This is a genomic window from Pelagimonas phthalicica, from assembly GCF_004364805.1.
GTDB classification, from domain to species: Bacteria; Pseudomonadota; Alphaproteobacteria; order Rhodobacterales; family Rhodobacteraceae; genus Pelagimonas; species Pelagimonas phthalicica.
Genome location: NZ_SOAP01000002.1, coordinates 874,259 through 890,754 on the forward strand (window position 1 = coordinate 874,259; position 16,496 = coordinate 890,754).

Annotated in this window: 19 protein-coding genes and 1 tRNA gene; 5 read left to right on the forward strand and 15 right to left on the reverse strand. The window is 56.4% G+C overall.

The window, feature by feature from the left end; translation table 11 throughout:
• Positions 1–199 precede the first annotated feature (199 nt).
• Positions 200–1,360, forward strand: a complete 1,161-nt coding sequence (locus tag CLV87_RS14370) for an ABC transporter substrate-binding protein (protein WP_099246429.1) — start codon at positions 200–202, stop codon at positions 1,358–1,360.
• 75 nt (positions 1,361–1,435) lie between these two features.
• On the forward strand, positions 1,436–4,084 hold the full coding sequence (locus CLV87_RS14375) for a methyl-accepting chemotaxis protein (protein WP_099246431.1): 2,649 nt from the start codon (positions 1,436–1,438) through the stop codon (positions 4,082–4,084).
• A gap of 66 nt (positions 4,085–4,150) precedes the next feature.
• Here CLV87_RS14375 and CLV87_RS14380 read toward each other — a convergent pair.
• From CLV87_RS14380 to iscR, 15 genes are all read right to left on the reverse strand, one after another.
• Positions 4,151–4,227, reverse strand: a tRNA-Arg gene (locus CLV87_RS14380).
• A gap of 134 nt (positions 4,228–4,361) precedes the next feature.
• Positions 4,362–5,582 carry a cysteine desulfurase gene (locus CLV87_RS14385; RefSeq protein WP_099246433.1) on the reverse strand — a complete coding sequence of 407 codons (1,221 nt, stop codon included), beginning with the start codon at positions 5,580–5,582 and terminating at the stop codon, positions 4,362–4,364.
• The gene (locus CLV87_RS14390; RefSeq protein WP_099246435.1) at positions 5,575–6,156 is read right to left on the reverse strand and encodes a YIP1 family protein; all 582 of its coding nucleotides are present in this window, start codon (positions 6,154–6,156) and stop codon (positions 5,575–5,577) included. The genes CLV87_RS14385 and CLV87_RS14390 overlap by 8 nt, the downstream gene beginning before the upstream one ends.
• A complete protein-coding gene (locus tag CLV87_RS14395) occupies positions 6,153–6,641 on the reverse strand; it encodes a YIP1 family protein (protein ID WP_099246437.1) in 489 nt (162 codons plus the stop codon). The genes CLV87_RS14390 and CLV87_RS14395 overlap by 4 nt, the downstream gene beginning before the upstream one ends.
• A 23-nt stretch (positions 6,642–6,664) precedes the next feature.
• On the reverse strand, positions 6,665–7,945 hold the full coding sequence (locus CLV87_RS14400; protein ID WP_099246439.1) for a SufB/SufD family protein: 1,281 nt from the start codon (positions 7,943–7,945) through the stop codon (positions 6,665–6,667).
• On the reverse strand, positions 7,945–8,700 hold the full coding sequence (gene sufC, locus CLV87_RS14405; RefSeq protein WP_099246441.1) for a Fe-S cluster assembly ATPase SufC: 756 nt from the start codon (positions 8,698–8,700) through the stop codon (positions 7,945–7,947). The genes CLV87_RS14400 and sufC overlap by 1 nt, the downstream gene beginning before the upstream one ends.
• Positions 8,701–8,722: 22 nt before the next feature.
• A complete protein-coding gene (locus CLV87_RS14410) occupies positions 8,723–9,319 on the reverse strand; it encodes a hypothetical protein (RefSeq protein WP_099246443.1) in 597 nt (198 codons plus the stop codon).
• Positions 9,320–9,335: 16 nt separating this feature from the next.
• Entirely contained in the window at positions 9,336–9,815 is a 480-nt protein-coding gene (locus tag CLV87_RS14415) for a hypothetical protein (protein WP_141561256.1), read from the reverse strand.
• 106 nt (positions 9,816–9,921) lie between these two features.
• Entirely contained in the window at positions 9,922–10,233 is a 312-nt protein-coding gene (locus tag CLV87_RS14420) for a heavy metal-binding domain-containing protein (RefSeq protein WP_099247788.1), read from the reverse strand.
• Positions 10,234–10,269: 36 nt separating this feature from the next.
• Entirely contained in the window at positions 10,270–10,473 is a 204-nt protein-coding gene (locus CLV87_RS14425; RefSeq protein ID WP_099246448.1) for a hypothetical protein, read from the reverse strand.
• Positions 10,470–10,670: a hypothetical protein gene (locus tag CLV87_RS14430; protein WP_099246450.1), complete on the reverse strand. Its 201-nt coding sequence runs from the start codon at positions 10,668–10,670 to the stop codon at positions 10,470–10,472. Before CLV87_RS14430 ends, CLV87_RS14425 begins: the two co-directional genes overlap by 4 nt.
• A 51-nt stretch (positions 10,671–10,721) precedes the next feature.
• Positions 10,722–10,973 carry a hypothetical protein gene (locus tag CLV87_RS14435; RefSeq protein ID WP_099246452.1) on the reverse strand — a complete coding sequence of 84 codons (252 nt, stop codon included), beginning with the start codon at positions 10,971–10,973 and terminating at the stop codon, positions 10,722–10,724.
• Between the two features lie 2 nt (positions 10,974–10,975).
• Entirely contained in the window at positions 10,976–12,499 is a 1,524-nt protein-coding gene (gene sufB, locus CLV87_RS14440; RefSeq protein ID WP_099247790.1) for a Fe-S cluster assembly protein SufB, read from the reverse strand.
• A 13-nt stretch (positions 12,500–12,512) separates the two neighbouring features.
• Positions 12,513–13,556 (reverse strand): cysteine desulfurase family protein, encoded by a 1,044-nt coding sequence (locus CLV87_RS14445; RefSeq protein WP_099246454.1) that lies wholly within the window; start codon positions 13,554–13,556, stop codon positions 12,513–12,515.
• Positions 13,557–13,625: 69 nt separating this feature from the next.
• A complete protein-coding gene (iscR, locus tag CLV87_RS14450; protein ID WP_099246456.1) occupies positions 13,626–14,093 on the reverse strand; it encodes a Fe-S cluster assembly transcriptional regulator IscR in 468 nt (155 codons plus the stop codon).
• 198 nt (positions 14,094–14,291) lie between these two features.
• Between iscR and CLV87_RS14455 the strand changes: the two genes are divergently transcribed.
• From CLV87_RS14455 to CLV87_RS14465, 3 genes are all read left to right on the forward strand, one after another.
• Complete coding sequence (locus CLV87_RS14455; RefSeq protein WP_099246458.1) at positions 14,292–14,945, forward strand: alpha/beta hydrolase; 654 nt, start codon at positions 14,292–14,294, stop codon at positions 14,943–14,945.
• Positions 14,946–15,012: 67 nt separating this feature from the next.
• A complete protein-coding gene (locus tag CLV87_RS14460; RefSeq protein WP_099246460.1) occupies positions 15,013–15,294 on the forward strand; it encodes a hypothetical protein in 282 nt (93 codons plus the stop codon).
• A 37-nt stretch (positions 15,295–15,331) separates the two neighbouring features.
• Complete coding sequence (locus tag CLV87_RS14465; protein ID WP_099246463.1) at positions 15,332–16,489, forward strand: HD domain-containing protein; 1,158 nt, start codon at positions 15,332–15,334, stop codon at positions 16,487–16,489.
• Positions 16,490–16,496 lie beyond the last annotated feature (7 nt).

Genomic DNA, 16,496 nt, shown 5'->3' on the forward strand with positions numbered 1-16,496 from the left:
CTCAGATGAATTGCAACACAGTTTAGATAGAAACTGTTTTAATTGGCAACTCTGGTACCAACCTCTACGCGATCAACGCTCAGAAAGCTGGAAAGCGCAAAGTTTAACTTCTTTTTTTGCACAAATTTTGGCTCTGTGCAGTCAATCTTAAGGCTCCTTCTCCGACATTGGTCGCATGTCCGACCTTTGGAGAATTTTAATGAAACGAGCAAAGACGACCCTATTGGCAGCCTTGGCGGTTTGCCTTCCCGCCTTGGCACATGCTGACCAGGGCATCACCGACACCGAAGTGACCTTTGCCCAGGTCGCGGCACTCGAAGGACCGGCCGCCGCACTTGGCCAAGGGATGCGCCTTGGGATGATGGCAGCCTTTCAAGAGGCTAACGCAGCAGGCGGTGTTCATGGCCGCATGATCAATCTGGACAGCATGGATGACGGCTATGAACCCGATCGTTCAGTGCAACATGTTCAGGATGTCATTTCCGGCAATAACCATATCGGCCTGATCGGGGCCGTCGGTACGCCGACATCTGCGGCAACCCAGCCTGTGGCCACCGCCGCCAATATGCCATTCATCGGCCCGTTCACCGGTGCCGGCTTCCTGCGCAAGGCTGAGCATGGCAATGTTTTCAATGTCCGCGCCACCTATTTCGCCGAGACTGAGGCCTGGATCAAACATCTGGTTGACGAACAAGGCATGAAGAGCATTGCCCTGCTTTATCAGGATGACGGATTTGGCCGTGTTGGCCTAGCCGGTGTCACCGCTGCGCTTGAACGCCGCGGCATGACCCTGACCGCTGAAGGGACCTATACCCGCAACACTGTTGCCGTGAAAAAGGCCCTGATATCCATTCGCAAGGCCAAGCCCGACGCCGTGGTCATGGTTGGCGCTTACAAGCCGGTCGCCGAATTCATCCGCCTGTCGCGTAAGATGAAATTCAATCCGACCTTCGTGAACATCTCATTTGTCGGCTCTGACGCGCTGGCCAAAGAGCTGGGCCCGGATGGCGAAGGTGTCATCATCAGCCAGGTAGTTCCCTTTCCATGGGACGGGTCCCGCGCTGTTGTTGCGCAATACCATCAAGCACTGAAAGCAGCGGATCCTGAGGCAACACCAGGCTTTGTTACCCTCGAGGGGTATTTGACCGGCCGCTTGGCGATCAAAGCGCTTGAGGCAGCTGGCCAAGACCTGACACGTGAAAGCTTTCTGGCGGCATTGGCCGGACTGCGCAGCATCGATTTTGGCGGGGTTCACATGGAGTTCGGCCCTGGCGACAACCAAGGCATGGACGACGTCTTTTTGACACGCATCACCAAAGATGGCGGTTTCGCCCCCATCGCCTCTGCTGACGCGTCCTAACAAGCACGCGCGGTCAGCGGTTTAACACCCGCTGACCGCCATTCCCCAAACGACCAAAGATTGAGAAGCAGGACCATGGCAAAAAAGCGCGCAAACAAGCCAAACCGCAAGTTCAAACTTTTTTCCTCCATCGGAAGCAAGATCACCTTGATCCTGCTTTGCATGGGGGCCGCATCTGCATCCGTTGGTGTTCTTGTTTCTCTGGTTTTTGGTCAAATTTCGGATGGCATGGGGCATTTGACGGATGAAAAGCTTCCGGCGCTTGAAGTCAGCAAACAGCTGATATCCGCCAGCAGCGATACCAAGGATTCCATGACCTCGATCCTGTTGGTCGATTCCGAAAACGCCATGGAGAAAGTTGAAAAAAGCACTGAGAGCTCGCTGCTGAGACTGCAAGAGCTGATTGCCCAACTTCCTGTGGACCTGCAAGAACAGCTCGAAGAACAGCGTTTGAACGCCGAAAAAACGCTGAAAGAGTTGATTACCGCCCGCAAAGCGAATTTCCGAAATGAACAATGGATTGGCGCGCAAATTACTGAGATGCAAAAGCTAAGTTCAGCGGTGCAAACATTGTTAAATGAACTGGCCGTCGAAGCGTCAACGAACCTTAAGAGCGGTGGTGAAAAGACGATTTCAGGCATTGACGCAACCTTTAGCGATCTCGTCGACAACAAATTCGCGGCCCTTCAATCCCTGTTAGAGGCCCGCGCCGAAATCAATCTTTTGTCCGGGACAACCTTTGCCCTTAGCAATTCGACCAGTTCCAGCACACGATCGATCCTGACTGACCTGTCCCGCGCAGCCAACGAACGGCTAAGCGATATCATCGCAACGCTTGAAAGCTCAGAAGAAGTCACTCTGGATGTGTCTAAACTGCAAGAGGCCGCACAGATCTTTTCCAAAGCAATGGCACAAGGACAGGGTCGGCTGTCGCAAAACCAATCCGCAGTTCTGGCGGCACGCCGGGATGTCGATGTCGAGCTTTCAACGGCAGTTGATGACATGGTGTTCACCCTGATTATCGCCGCCGAAGAGGCCAGTTCAGACAATCGCACGGTTATTGAAAACTTGCTGACGAACGAGGTTGGCTTTCTGAACAAGCTGCTCGAGATTAACGCAGCCATCAGCGCTTTTCAGATGGCCGCCCTGAATGTTGTCGTCGCGCCAGGCGTGTTCGAAACACATTCCGCCACGGGTGGCCTCGCCGCTGCCTCTGCAGAGTTGGAGACGTTTCTGGATTTCAAGGACGGGGTTTTGTACAAAGACCTGTCAGGGCTGATTGCCCTGGCGGATCCGAAACAGGGATTACCAGCCTTCAAAACCGCCTCGCTGCAATCAACAGCTTCCGCGCGCCGAGAATCCGTCGCGACGGCAAAAGCCGTGCAGGAAATCTCGTCCTTTGCAGCACAAATCGGCCAGCAAAGTCTGGACGACATTGCTACTATGGCCCATGGGATCAGCAAGGACATCCATCAAAACCAGCAATGGGTTCAGATGCTGTTGGCTGGTTCGGCCGGTATTTTGCTGCTCGCGATCCTGCTGACGCGCGTCTTGATCCTGTCCCCGCTTAGGAAAATCAGCGCCACAACGGAACGTTTGGCAGAAGGTGATCTGGCAGAAGTCAAAGGTTTCGAAAAATCCTCGGACGAGATCCACCGCATTGCCAGAGCCTTGGCCATTTTCCGCAACAGCCTGGTCGAACGACAGGAGCTCGCAGAAGCCACGGAAAAGGAACGCGCCGCGCGCAGCGCAGAGCAAAAAGCTGCCGTGACGGCAATTGGCGAAGGGCTGGAACGCCTGTCCGCCGGCGATCTCAGCAGCCCGATCAACGCAGCGATGAGCGAAGGCTATGGCAAGCTAAAGGAAGATTTTAACAGCGCACAGGACAATTTGCGCCATGCCCTGTCCGAAGTCGTGTCCTCGGTCTCCAGCATTCACACCGGCGCGGCGGGCATTGGCGAGGCCACCAGGCAGCTCTCGCACCGAACCGAAAGCCAGGCCGCCACACTCGAAGAAACCGCTGCAGCGCTCGACGAAATGACGGCCAGCGTTCGCAGTTCGGCCGACAGTGCCAAGAATGTCGAAACGGCCATGCAAGAAGCCAAGCGCGAAGCCGAAGAAAGCGGCGAAGTGGTCAATTCGGCAGTGGCAGCAATGACCGAGATCGACAGCAGTTCCGGGCAAATTTCTCAGATCGTCAATGTCATTGATGACATTGCGTTCCAAACCAACCTTTTGGCACTGAATGCTGGGGTTGAGGCCGCGCGCGCCGGAGAATCCGGCAAAGGGTTTGCAGTTGTGGCCTCCGAAGTGCGCGCGCTTGCTCAACGCTCTGCCGAATCCGCAAAAGAGATCAAGAACCTCATCAATGAAAGCTCAGAACATGTGGAGCGCGGCGTAGAACTCGTTGGCAAAACCGGCGATGCGCTGACATCTATCCTGGAACGCTTCTCGCAAGTCTCAAACTTGGTTTCCGGCATTGCTGAGGTTACCGCAGAACAAAGCGCGGGCTTGAATGAAATCAACCTCGGCATCACTCAACTTGATCGCGTCACACAGCAAAATGCGTCCATGGTCGAAGAGACCACCGATGCAGGTCAAATGTTGAACGCCGATGCAGACAGAATGGCGGAACTCACCGGCCAGTTCAACATCGGGAGCAATGACAGTGATTGGATTGCTGAAGATCACTCAGTTTCTGACGAGACAGGAGAAGCAGCATAAGTTCTGTAAGATGGGGCCAGCATCGCAGAACCCTCAACATCTTTAAGGCCAAACATCGCAAAAGCTTGGCGCACCTGAGAGGATTCGAACCTCTGGCCTCTGCCTTCGGAGGGCAGCGCTCTATCCAGCTGAGCTACAGGTGCCTGTCTGGCCTTATAGGCCGCAGGCCAAGCTTGTGCAACGCGCCTTGATTGCAAATCTCAAAGTTTTTTCAAGGCCACACCCGGCCTGCGGGATGGTGGGTGGGGCGTTTTTCCGTCAGGAAAGAGCGTCCCCACTATCCCAGCAGATCATGGGCCAATTCAAGCGCGTCGACCAGCTTATCCACCTCGTCACGGGTGTTATACATGGCAAAGCTCGCTCGGCAGGTGGCGCTGACACCTAGGTGATCCATCAAAGGGCCGGCACAATGATGTCCGGCGCGCACGGCCACCCCCTTCTTATCCAAAATGGTCGAGATATCATGCGCATGCCCAGCACCATCCAATGTAAAGGAAAAGATCGCGCCTTTACCCGGGGCCTTGCCCTGAACCTGCAGCCAGTTGATCCCTTCCAGACGCGCTATGGCATAATCCCGAAGCTCCGCCTCATGAGCGGCAATCTTTTCCATGCCAACGCCCATCATATAGTCAAGCGCCACGCCAAGACCGATCTGTTGCACAATCCCCGGCGTTCCGGCCTCAAACTTCATCGGCGGGTCGTTATAGGTCACACAGTCCTTGTGAACTTCTCGGATCATATCGCCGCCGCCCATAAACGGAGCCATCTCCTCCATGCGCTCACGCTTCATATAGATCGCGCCCGAGGCGGAGGGGCCATAGAGTTTGTGGCCTGTGATCGCATAGAAATCACAGCCGAGATCCGCCACATTGACCGGCATATGCACCGCCCCTTGTGAGCCATCGACCAACACCGGCACGCCTTTTTCACGCGCCGCATGGCAGATGGATTTCACATCCACAGCCGTGCCCAGAACGTTAGACATCTGCGTAATCGCAACCAGCTTGGTCTTAGGGCCAATCGCGTCGATGACCTTTTGCGGATCAAGCGCCCCCTGATCATCGACATCAACCCATTTCAGCACCACACCTTGCCGTTCACGCAGGAAATGCCAAGGCACGATATTGGCGTGATGTTCCATCACTGACAGGACAATCTCATCACCGGGTTGCAGGCGCGGCATGGCCCAACCATAGGCCACCATATTGATGCCCATCGTCGTACCAGTGGTATAGACAATCTCATCCGGATCCGGCGCGCCCAGGAAACGTGCAATGATACCGCGCACTGCCTCGTATTTCTCAGTCGCTAGGTTGCTCAGGTAATGCAGGCCGCGATGCACATTGGCGTATTCCTCGGCATAGCCCCTGGTCACCGCATCGATCACCACCTGCGGCTTTTGCGCCGAGGCCCCGTTATCCAGATAAACCAGCGGCTTGCCATTCACCTCGCGCGACAGGATCGGAAAATCGGCGCGGATTTTGTTGACATCATACATTTGCAGTTATTCCCGATGGGTCGATCCCAAGAAGGATCAGAAGAATGGACAGCACAACGGCCATACCGAAAAGCCCGATGATGATCGCGCCCAGAGATTTGAGAAGATTGGAGAAACCATGTGCTTCATCCACAAAGCTGACCATGATCCAAATACCAATCACCGAGGTCAGCGACAAAAGGAACCCGCCCAAAACAGCCGAAATGGGCAAGAGAACAAGCAAGAGAACCTGAATCAGCGCGCGCAGGATCTGCATCCAGATCACCAGAACAGTAATATCCTGGATCGATGCCTGCCCGCCAAGCACACGGCCGCCAAAGTACAAGCCCAGCAGGGTTGCAATCAATGACAGAGCTTGAAGGCCGCCATATACGGCAGGACGCGCAAGGAACCATGGCAAGGGGGCGGGGTCCAAAAGGACCGACACACCAAACAGCAAGCTGTTGATGACAACCACCAGAGCGAAACCGGTAACCAACGCTTCGCGGCTCAGACGCAGGTCAATCAGCCACCGCGCGACTTGGCGTGGTTGCGTGATTGATCGCAGGGCAAGGGATAGCGCGGCTTGGATCATCCCTGCGCTCCCCAATAGGCTTTGCGCAGGCCAGACAGTCCAAACCAGAGAAACACCAACCAGCACAAAAGCTTGACCAGCTCCAATTGCAGCCCCGGCCCGATAAAACCGGCTACCAATCCTTGCAACAAGATCAATGGCGAGACCGCAAGAAAGGACCAGAACAAGGCAAGTCGCGCATTGTAGCTGTCCCCCTGCCCTTTCAGCAACCGCATGAGGCCATGGGCGGCAAAGGCCAGCAGATAGAACAGCAAAGGCAGGACAAAGATCATCGTGGCAAATTCGCCGCCAATCACTTCGCCCACGGAGCCACCGCTGAAATGCGCATCCCGCGCCAGACGTGGCCATTGCGCGATGAACATCACGAAACAGCCGCCCATCAGCATGGCAAGCGCCCTATCCTCGCGGATACCATAGCCCAAGAGGCGGGCAATCACCTTGCCCGGCCCCCGATAGGTTGCCGCGATATCGCTGCTCAGCGCCATGTCTCTGGCCTCATACCCCTGTCTCAGTCCTTGCGGTGACGCGAGAGCCAAGCCTCGGCACGTGTCAGGATCTCCTCCTGAAGCGCCTCATCCTCGATCTCTTCTACCGCTTCCGCCAAGAAGCTCAGTACCAGCAGATCTTGCGCAATGGCATGCGGCACACCGCGCGAGCGCAGATAGAACAGTGCATCTTCGTCAATCGCGCCCGAGGTGGAGCCATGCGAACAGGCCACGTCATCGGCATAGATCTCGAGCTCTGGTTTGGCGAGGAACTGGCTGTCTTCATCCAGCAACAGCGACTGGGAAATCTGATAGCCATCGGTCTTTTGCGCATCCGGTTTCACCAGGATCTTGCCCTGGAACACACCTGTCGCACCGTTGCGCAGCACCTTTTTAAAGACCTGGCGGCTTTCGCAGTTCACCGCGTCATGGGTGACGAACACCGTGTCATCATGGTGAAAATCGCCGTCACCCATACAGGCACCCGCCACATGGGCCACCGCATCATCGCCGGTCAGTTCGATCACGCATTCATTGCGGGTCAGCACGCCATTGACGGTCAGGGTAAAGGCCTTGAACACACTTTCCTTGCCAAGACGGGCAAACATATGCGTCGCCGCCTGACGTTCGTGATCACGCCCCTGCGTGCGCACCACATGCAGCGCGCCGCCATCGGCAATGTCAGCCTCAAGGCATTTGTTGAAACGCGCCGCGGCTGGGCCGTTTTCAAGAATGGTCAGGCTGGCACCGCTATCGACCTTAACCACATGATGCAGGATCGCGTCCGAGCTTTCATCGCCGTGGCGATAGATCAGGTTGATCGGCTTGCTTGGGGTTTTGGCAGCGTGGATCAGAATACCATCCGTCGCAAATGCCGTGTTCAACGCCGCCAAGGGGCGCTCAACCGGGTCCTGGCCTCTGGCTTCAAGAACACCGTATAACCCATTGGCCCAATGGATATCTTTCACGTCGGCAAGGCGATCAATGGTGATCCCTTCCAGCGCCAGATCATCCGAGGTCTCGGCATCAAACACACCATCGACAAAAACAATCTTAAGACGGTCCAGACCGTCAAACATTGGGGCTTCGTCAGTGGTAAAGATGGCCGCTTTAGCCGGTTCCGCTGCGACCAGACCGGCTGGCTTGGTGTATTTCCAGTATTCGTCACGGGCATGGGGCAGCCCCATGGCCTGAAGCCGCGCCAGCGCATCCTTGCGCGCACCCGCCGACCAGCCGCCCTCGGGCAGGCTCAGCCCGGCAAGGCGCGCCGCAGTGGCGTCTTGTTTCACTTGCGTCAAAGCCATTACGCGATCTCCGCCAGAATGTCGGCATAGCCGTTTTGTTCCACTTCCAGCGCCAGCTCGGGCCCGCCGGTTTTGACGATACGACCCGCCGCCATGATATGCACAACATCGGGTTTGATGTGATCTAGCAGGCGCTGATAATGGGTGATCACGAGGAAACCACGGCCCTCGTCACGCAGGGCGTTCACGCCCTCGGAAACCAGCTTCATCGCATCCACATCAAGGCCCGAGTCTGTTTCGTCCAGGATGCACATCTTGGGTTCCAGCATCGCCATCTGCAGGATTTCGTTACGCTTTTTCTCACCACCGGAAAAGCCAACATTCACGGGGCGTTTCAGCATATCCGCGTCGATCTTCAGCTCTTTGGCTTTGGAGCGCACCAGCTTGAGGAAGTCAGCCGCTGACATTTCCTCTTCGCCGCGCGCCTTACGCTGTGCGTTCACAGCGGTGCGCAGAAAGGTCATGTTGCCGACACCGGGAATTTCCACCGGGTATTGGAAGGCCAGGAACAGGCCTGCGGCGGCGCGCTCTTCGGGTTCCATATCCAACAGGTCTTCGCCGGCCAAAGTGGCTTCACCGTCGGTGACCTCATAGCCGTCTTTGCCCGATAGGACATAAGACAGGGTCGATTTGCCCGAGCCGTTCGGGCCCATGATGGCGTGCACCTTGCCCGCCTCGACGGTCAGGTCGACGCCCTTGAGGATCTGCTTGTCCTCTTCTTCCAATTGCACGTGCAGGTTCTTGATTTCCAGCATGTCTTTTCCTTCCTCGGCAGCCCTATGGGTTCTGCAAAAACTTCACCACCTGAAACAGTTTTTCAGGCGGAATGGCCATGGGCGTGACGCGGAAATACGCCATGCGCCCGGTGATTTGCGGGGGGCCGAGATAGTCCTCGACCTTGTGATAATGCTTGCGGATTGTGTAATCGTCGAAATACAGATCGACCGGCTTCTTGGACAGAAACGCGGTGGCCAGCGCGCAGGCCTGACGGAAGCGCCCGTCAACCAGAACGACATCAGGCTGGACAAAATTCTTTTGCCGCCAGACCCCTAGCGCATAGTTTTGATATTGCCGCCAATGGCTGTCATCCTGGGGATAGCCCCATTCCTTGGTCGGGCCGATATCGACATGGATCATGTCAACCTTGGTTCCGGTGGCGGGCGGGTTCTGTTCCAGCCAGCCTTTCATCATCGCCGCCCAATCGGGATCGGATTCGACCGAAAACACCCGTTTCCCGGGCAGTTCGGACGCCATGACAGTGCTGCCGCCCGAGCCAAATTCTAATATGAAATCCGCCGCCTTATAGGCGTGTGACAACAATTCGGCCTCTGCCTGCGGTAGTGTGAGTTCCGGTCTCTGCACGAGGGCCGTCATGCGCAGCCCCCCTGTCTCAGAGGTTGGACGCGGCGTGCACCAACCATGCGGGGGGTGCGATCAGGATCACCTGATTGCAGAAATCCACCAGAACTTGCGACGTGTGATAGCTGAGGTAACCAAACAGACCGGCGACGAACAGAAAGTTCAACTCTCGATAGCCGATTAAAATCATTCCCATAATCGCCAAAGCCGGGCCGAAACTGGCCCCGAGCCCAAAGGTCAACGCGCTGGAGACCATCACGTAGACCATGTTTTGCGGAGCAACCAAACCCGTTTGCGGTGGAAAAAAGACAAAGATCAGAACCAGTGCCACGTATCCCAGCGCCAAGCCGATGATGACGGCCAGGGGATAGCCTAGAATGTCTTTGCGCACCCGTCGATTCAGTTGCCGATCGTTTGACCCAACATGTGCAAGATGATCCGTCAATTCGACGCAATCCAATCTGTCTAGCTGGGAGAGCCTTTCCTGAAAATCCGTTCTTTGATATGACATTGCCGCAAATCCCGTGTGCGTTACTTAATACACGTACGGGTTGTGACGCTGAATAGCGCCAAAAATGAGGCAATGCCCGGGATATTTCAGAAAAAATCGTCACGTCTTAGCCCAGAACCACCGCTGTGCCGCTGGCTGACACCATCAGCATATTGTTGATCACCTCATAGTCGAGATCGACGCCCACAACCGCATTGGCCCCCTTGGCCTTGGCGCGCTCTTCCAACTCGCGCAGCGCGGTCTCACGCGCTTCGCCCAGGCTGGCCTCATAAGCGCCCGAGCGCCCACCGATGATGTCGGTGATCCCGGCAAAGATGTCGCGGAACACATTGGCCCCAAGAATGGCTTCACCCACGACGATGCCTTTGTAATCGGCGATCTGATAGCCTTCGACACTGGGGGTGGTGGTCACAATCATCTTGTTTTCCTTTTTACTCCAAGGGGTCATGCGCCCCTACCCCCGCCAGCCAAAACGGTCAGCCAAATGCAGCGCCCCGCGTGCGATCACAATGCCCGCGATCACGCCAACGGCCACGGCAATCACCGGGTTGAAATGCTCGGTCCCGTAGCGAGCCCAGAACATACCAATCGCCCCGCCCAACACCGGAAGCGCGTAAGGCAGGAAATCCCAGAAACCGCCTTTGTTATAGTCGGTCATGTCAACTCTCCTTGTTTGCGCGCGTCTCTCCAGCGTTGCACCAGTTGCGCCACGGTCGAGCCCAGAAAGCCCGACACAAAGGACACCAGCAGCACCGCAACCATCGATAATTGTACCGCCACCAAGCTAACCATCAGCGAGAAGATGGCGCAGAACAGGCCGGTCAGAATTGAGGTTGTGAGAAGGGTTTTGGCCAATTATTTTCTCTTTCCGAGTACATTTTCCAGCACCCTTTCAAAAACTTGGTTTCAGCGACCGACTACATCAGGATGGTATCCTTCCTGTAAGTCACGCACACCTATCCCAACGTAGTGAAGAGCAGAGCTCACCATCGGAACCAAGTCGATTTTGTCGATCTCTACACGCTCAGCGGCATCTGCCATAAGCGTGAGCAATGCTTCCTCTACCAAAGCTTTCCTAACAGCTGGATTGTCATCCATTTCCAAAATGGCATTTGTTACTTCGTTGACCTTCGAAGAAATCAATTCTGATGGTTTCATTCTTACCCCACGGACCCTTCCAACGAGATCGCCACCAATTGTTGCGCCTCCATGGCGAATTCCATCGGCAGCGCTTGTAGCACCTCTTTGCAGAAGCCGTTGACCACCAGGGCGACGGCCTCTTCTTCGTCCATGCCGCGCTGGCGGCAATAGAAGAGCTGATCGTCATCCACCTTGGACGTGGTCGCCTCATGCTCCACCCGGGATGAGTTATTCTTGACCTCGATATACGGCACTGTATGGGCTCCGCATTTATCCCCGATCAGCAGTGAGTCACACTGCGTGTAGTTGCGCGATTCCTTGGCCTTGGGGTGCATCGAGACCAGCCCGCGATAGGTGTTCTGCGCCACACCGGCGCTGATCCCCTTCGAGACAATCCGCGACTTGGTGTTCTTGCCAAGATGCACCATCTTGGTGCCGGTATCCGCCTGCTGGAAGTTGTTGGCAATCGCAATCGAATAGAACTCACCCTGGCTTTCCTCGCCGCGCAGGATGCAGCTTGGATATTTCCAGGTCACAGCCGAGCCGGTTTCCACCTGCGTCCACATCACCTTGGAGCGATCGCCACGGCAATCGGCACGCTTGGTCACAAAGTTATAGATACCGCCCTTGCCGGTTTCCTCGTCGCCGGGGAACCAGTTTTGCACGGTGGAATACTTCACCTCGGCATCTTCTTCGATGATGATCTCAACCACCGCCGCATGCAACTGGGCCGTGTCACGCTGCGGTGCGGTACAGCCTTCAAGATAGCTCACATAGCTGCCCTTATCGGCAATGATAAGCGTGCGTTCAAACTGGCCGGTGTTTTCCGCGTTGATACGGAAATAGGTCGACAGTTCCATCGGGCAGCGCACGCCCGGGGGCACATAAACAAAGGACCCGTCCGAGAAAACCGCGCTGTTCAGCGTGGCATAGAAATTGTCGGACACCGGCACTACCGAGCCGAGGTATTTCTTAACCAGCTCAGGATGTTCGCGGATCGCCTCGGAGATCGAGCAAAAGATCACCCCGGCCTTTTTCAGCTCCGCCTGAAAGGTGGTGCCCACGGAGACCGAGTCAAAAACCGCATCCACGGCCACCTTGCGACCCTCGGCTGGCGCATCCTCAGCGCCTTCAACCCCGGCCAGGATCATCTGTTCCTTCAGCGGAATACCCAGCTTTTCATAGGTGGCCAGCAGCTTCGGGTCGACCTCATCAATGGATTTGGGCTTTTCCGCCATGCTCTTGGGACGGGCATAGTAATACTGATCCTGAAAATCGATCTCAGGATAGTTGACCATGGCCCATTTCGGCTCTTCCTTCTGAGTCCAACGCTCAAAGGCGGCCAGACGCCATTCCAGCATCCATTCCGGCTCTTCGTTCTTTTCGGAAATCAGTTTGACGATCTCGGGAGACACGCCTTTGGGGGCGTATTCCATCTCGATCTCTGTGTCCCAGCCATATTTGTAGGTGCTGACCGCTTTGACCGCATCCACGGTTTCCTGATCAACGCCTTCTTTGACCTGCACGTCTTCGTTCAACGACATGGTTTTCCCCTTCTTATGCAGCCCGCGCACGGTGCCGCTTGTATGCTTTGATCCACGTTTCTGCGAAACGCATCACGTCATCTTGTGTTGTGGTCAGCCCCAGGCTCACCCGCACGGCGCTCTGGGCGACATGCTCTTCATATCCCATGGCGCGCAGCACCTTGCTGGCCTTGACCTTGCCGCTGGAACAGGCACTGCCCGCACTGATGGCAAAGCCCGCCAGATCCATCTGCATCACCTGCGTTTCGCCCTTCCATCCCGGAGCGGCAAAGCAAGTGGTGTTTGGCAGACGAGTCGCGCCTTTCCCGACAAAAATAGTCTCTTGAGCTTCGGCTGCAATAGTTGAATCTAGAATGTTTCTAATTTCTTCAATTGCACCCCAGTGCCCTGCATCCAGGTCCCGGGCCGCTGCTTCGGCTGCCGCGCCAAAACCGGCAATCCCCAGCACGTTTTCGGTGCCAGCCCGGCGCCCCATTTCCTGACCACCGCCCTTTAATTGCGCTGCCAGATCGGTGCCGCGCTTGATCACCAAGGCGCCGACCCCCTTTGGCCCACCCAGCTTATGGGCCGACACCAGGGCCATCTCGCAGCCCAACCAATTGAAAGCGGTCGGGATCTTGCCAAAGGCTTGTGTCGCATCCACCACGGCTAGCCCCTGCGGCAACTCCTGCACCACCCCTGTTTCGGAATTGGCCAGTTGCAAAGCGGTCTGCGCCGGGTCTTCGACAGCCACTCGGCCATCGCCAGCCACGCTCAAGACCGGATCGATCCACGCCCCAACCGCATCATGCTCAATATCGGCACCAACCAGTCCACGCCCGGCGCAGGCCAAAGCCGCCGCCTCTGTCGCCGAAGAGACAAAGATCACATCCGCGCCATCCGCGCCAAAGGCAGATGCCACCTGCCCCCGCGCCCGCTCGACCAGCGCTTTGGCCGCCCGTCCCTCAGCATGAACCGAAGACGGGTTGCCCACCACATCCATGGCCGCAATCATCGCCGCCCGCGCCTCATCGCGCAGCGGGGTTGTTGCATTCCAATCAAGATAGGTGCGGTTCATGGTTTCTTTGGGCTCCAAATATCCCGGGGTGAATTGGGGCCTTTCAGGCACCAAGAGGGGCAGCGCCCCTTAATCCTTTTCCTCGTCCACAACCGCAAAGAGGGTCGGAACCGCCGGACACGGGGCAAGATCGTTTTTCACAACATCCGATAGGCGGGTCTGGTGCAAAAACACATAGACATGCGCGCTGAGGCCTTCCCACAACCGGTTGGTCAAGGATTGCGCCCGACTGCCCGACAAACCGCCAGAGGCCCCGGCCCCTTTATGCATGGCATCCACCGTCTCATCGACGGCAGCAAGAATATCGGCGACCCGAATATCAGAGGGCACCCGTGCCAAACGGTAGCCTCCACCGGGGCCACGCACCGATTCAACCAGACCTGCGCGGCGCAGCTTCACGAATAACTGCTCAAGATAGGGCAGCGAAATATCCTGACGTTTGGAAATCTCGCCCAGCGTCACCAAAGCATCCTCGCTTTGCAAAGCAATATCCGTCAGCGCGACCATGGCGTACCGGCCTTTGGTGCTCAACTTCATCTGATCCCCCCGCTTTTCCCTACGTTTTCTGGAACTTTCCGGGTTCCAAACGCTCAAACAATTGACCTTGTCGCAGCAATTGCCTATCTGCTTCAAAAGCCAAAACCGGGATTCACCCGGATTTAGAACAATTCTAAAGTGCCCAAGCGAATTCGTCAAGAATTTGTACGCACCGTTGCAGGAGCCCGTTACCGCCCCATGCCCGAGGTCATCTTTCCTGGACCCGAAGGCCGCCTCGAAGGCCGCTATCACCCGCAAAAAGACCGTGACGCCCCGATTGCCATCGTGTTGCATCCGCATCCGCAATTTGGCGGCACCATGAACAACAAGGTGGTGTATAACCTCCACTACGCGTTCTACAATATGGGCTTTACCGTGTTGCGGTTTAACTTCCGCGGTGTTGGCCGGTCGCAGGGTGAATATGATCAAGGTGTCGGCGAACTGTCTGATGCGGCTTCCGCGCTCGACTACCTGCAATCTATGAATAACAATTCCAAGCATTGCTGGGTCGCCGGCTTTAGCTTTGGGGCCTGGATCGGTATGCAGCTGCTGATGCGTCGCCCGGAAATCACCGGTTTCGTCTCTGTTTCGCCCCCGGCGAATATGTATGACTTTTCCTTCCTGGCCCCCTGTCCTAGCTCTGGCCTGATCATCAATGGCAAGGCCGACCGTGTCGCCCCGCCCGCTGACACAACGGCGCTGGTGAACAAGCTGCATGAGCAAAAGGGCATCACGATCACCCATGAAGAAATCGACGGCTCCGGCCACTTCTTCGAAGAGCCTTACATGGATACCATGATCGACAATGTCACCGGTTACGTGAAACGCCGGTTGACCGAAAACACACGCTAAGACAGCGAAAAGACAAAAGGGCCGCGCATGACGCGGCCTTTTTTAACCCAAAGGAGCAGAGGCGCAGATGTCCGTTGTAGAAGACCTTTCTGACAAGCTTGCACAGGATGTGATCAAAGCCATGGATGCCCTGGGCGATGAGCAACTGCCCGAGCAGGTTGCCAATGTGCTTGGGGCCTCTTCACCCAGCTCAGAAGAGATCTTTCGCGCTGCGGTTCGCATTCGTCTGGCCGAACGCCGCGCACGGCAATTTTTGACAGAACATGTCAAAACTGCGCTCGAGGCCAAGAAACAAGGCAAAGACGTGCCCAAGGCCGTCGCACCGGGCACGGACAACGAAGCACTGTGAGGCAGGCACCCCCCTGCCCTGGTAATGAGGACAGGACATGAATGACAGGCTAGACGCGCAGATCGCCTTTCTCGTCGAAGCGGACCAATTGAAATCCGTGACGCGCTCCAATGTTCTCTTGGATCGCAGCCGCCCGGAAAACTCAGCCGAACACAGTTGGCATGTGGCGCCCTGGGCGATGGTTTTCGCCAATGACATGCCAGCCGGGGCCGATTTGGGCCGCGCTTTGTCTATGTTGCTTTTGCATGATGTGGTGGAAATCGACGCGGGCGACCACCCGGTCGATCAAAACCACCATCAGGCCGAGATCGAAGCCAAGGAACAAAAGGCCGCAGACCGGCTCTTTGCCTTATTGCCCGAGGGGCAAGCGCAAGAGATCCGCGCGCTTTGGGAAGAGTTCGAGACCAACCAGACACCTTCGGCTGTTTTTGCCAAGCGCATCGACCATATTCAGCCGATTTTTCAGGTGCTCTGCGCGCCAGAACGCCAACCGGGCCACGAAGACATTGCCCGCCACACCTTGTTTGAAGGCCGCGCAAAGCGGATGAAATCAGACTGGCCTACGCTCTACAGGCGCGCGTCCGAGCTGTTTGACACGCCTTTTTCCATCAGCAGCGATCTGGACAGGTGCCTCAGTTTTCTTGCCGAGGCGGACCGGTTGAAATCTGTGCAGAGAGCGTCACTGCTTTGCAATCGGTCGCGTTTTGAAAACAGCGCCGAACATAGCTGGCATGTCGCTCTCTATGCCTTGATCCTGGCCGATCAAGCCCCGACCGTTGATATCTACAAGACCATTCAAATGCTCTTGCTCCATGACTTGGTCGAGATTGACGCCGGTGACGCGCCGGTCTTTGGCGACCATGACGCAAGCGCGATTGAGGCGGCGGAACAGGCCGCCGCGGACCGAATTTTCGGCTTGCTGCCGGATCAGCTCAACCACAGCTTTCGGGCCATCTGGGACGAATTTGAAGCCAATCAAAGCCCCGAGGCGCAATTCGCCAAATCGCTGGACCGTTTTGTACCGCCTATCCAAAACCTCAATTCCGGTGGCGGGTCTTGGGTCGACTATGACGTCACTTGGGAGATGTTCGAGACGCGGGTCGGACAAAAGATCGCCAATGGGGCACCGGGGCTTTGGGCATGGGTCGCGCCTCGTGTTCGGGCGTTTCTTGACGGGATCAAGGCGAATGCGTGACGCTTGC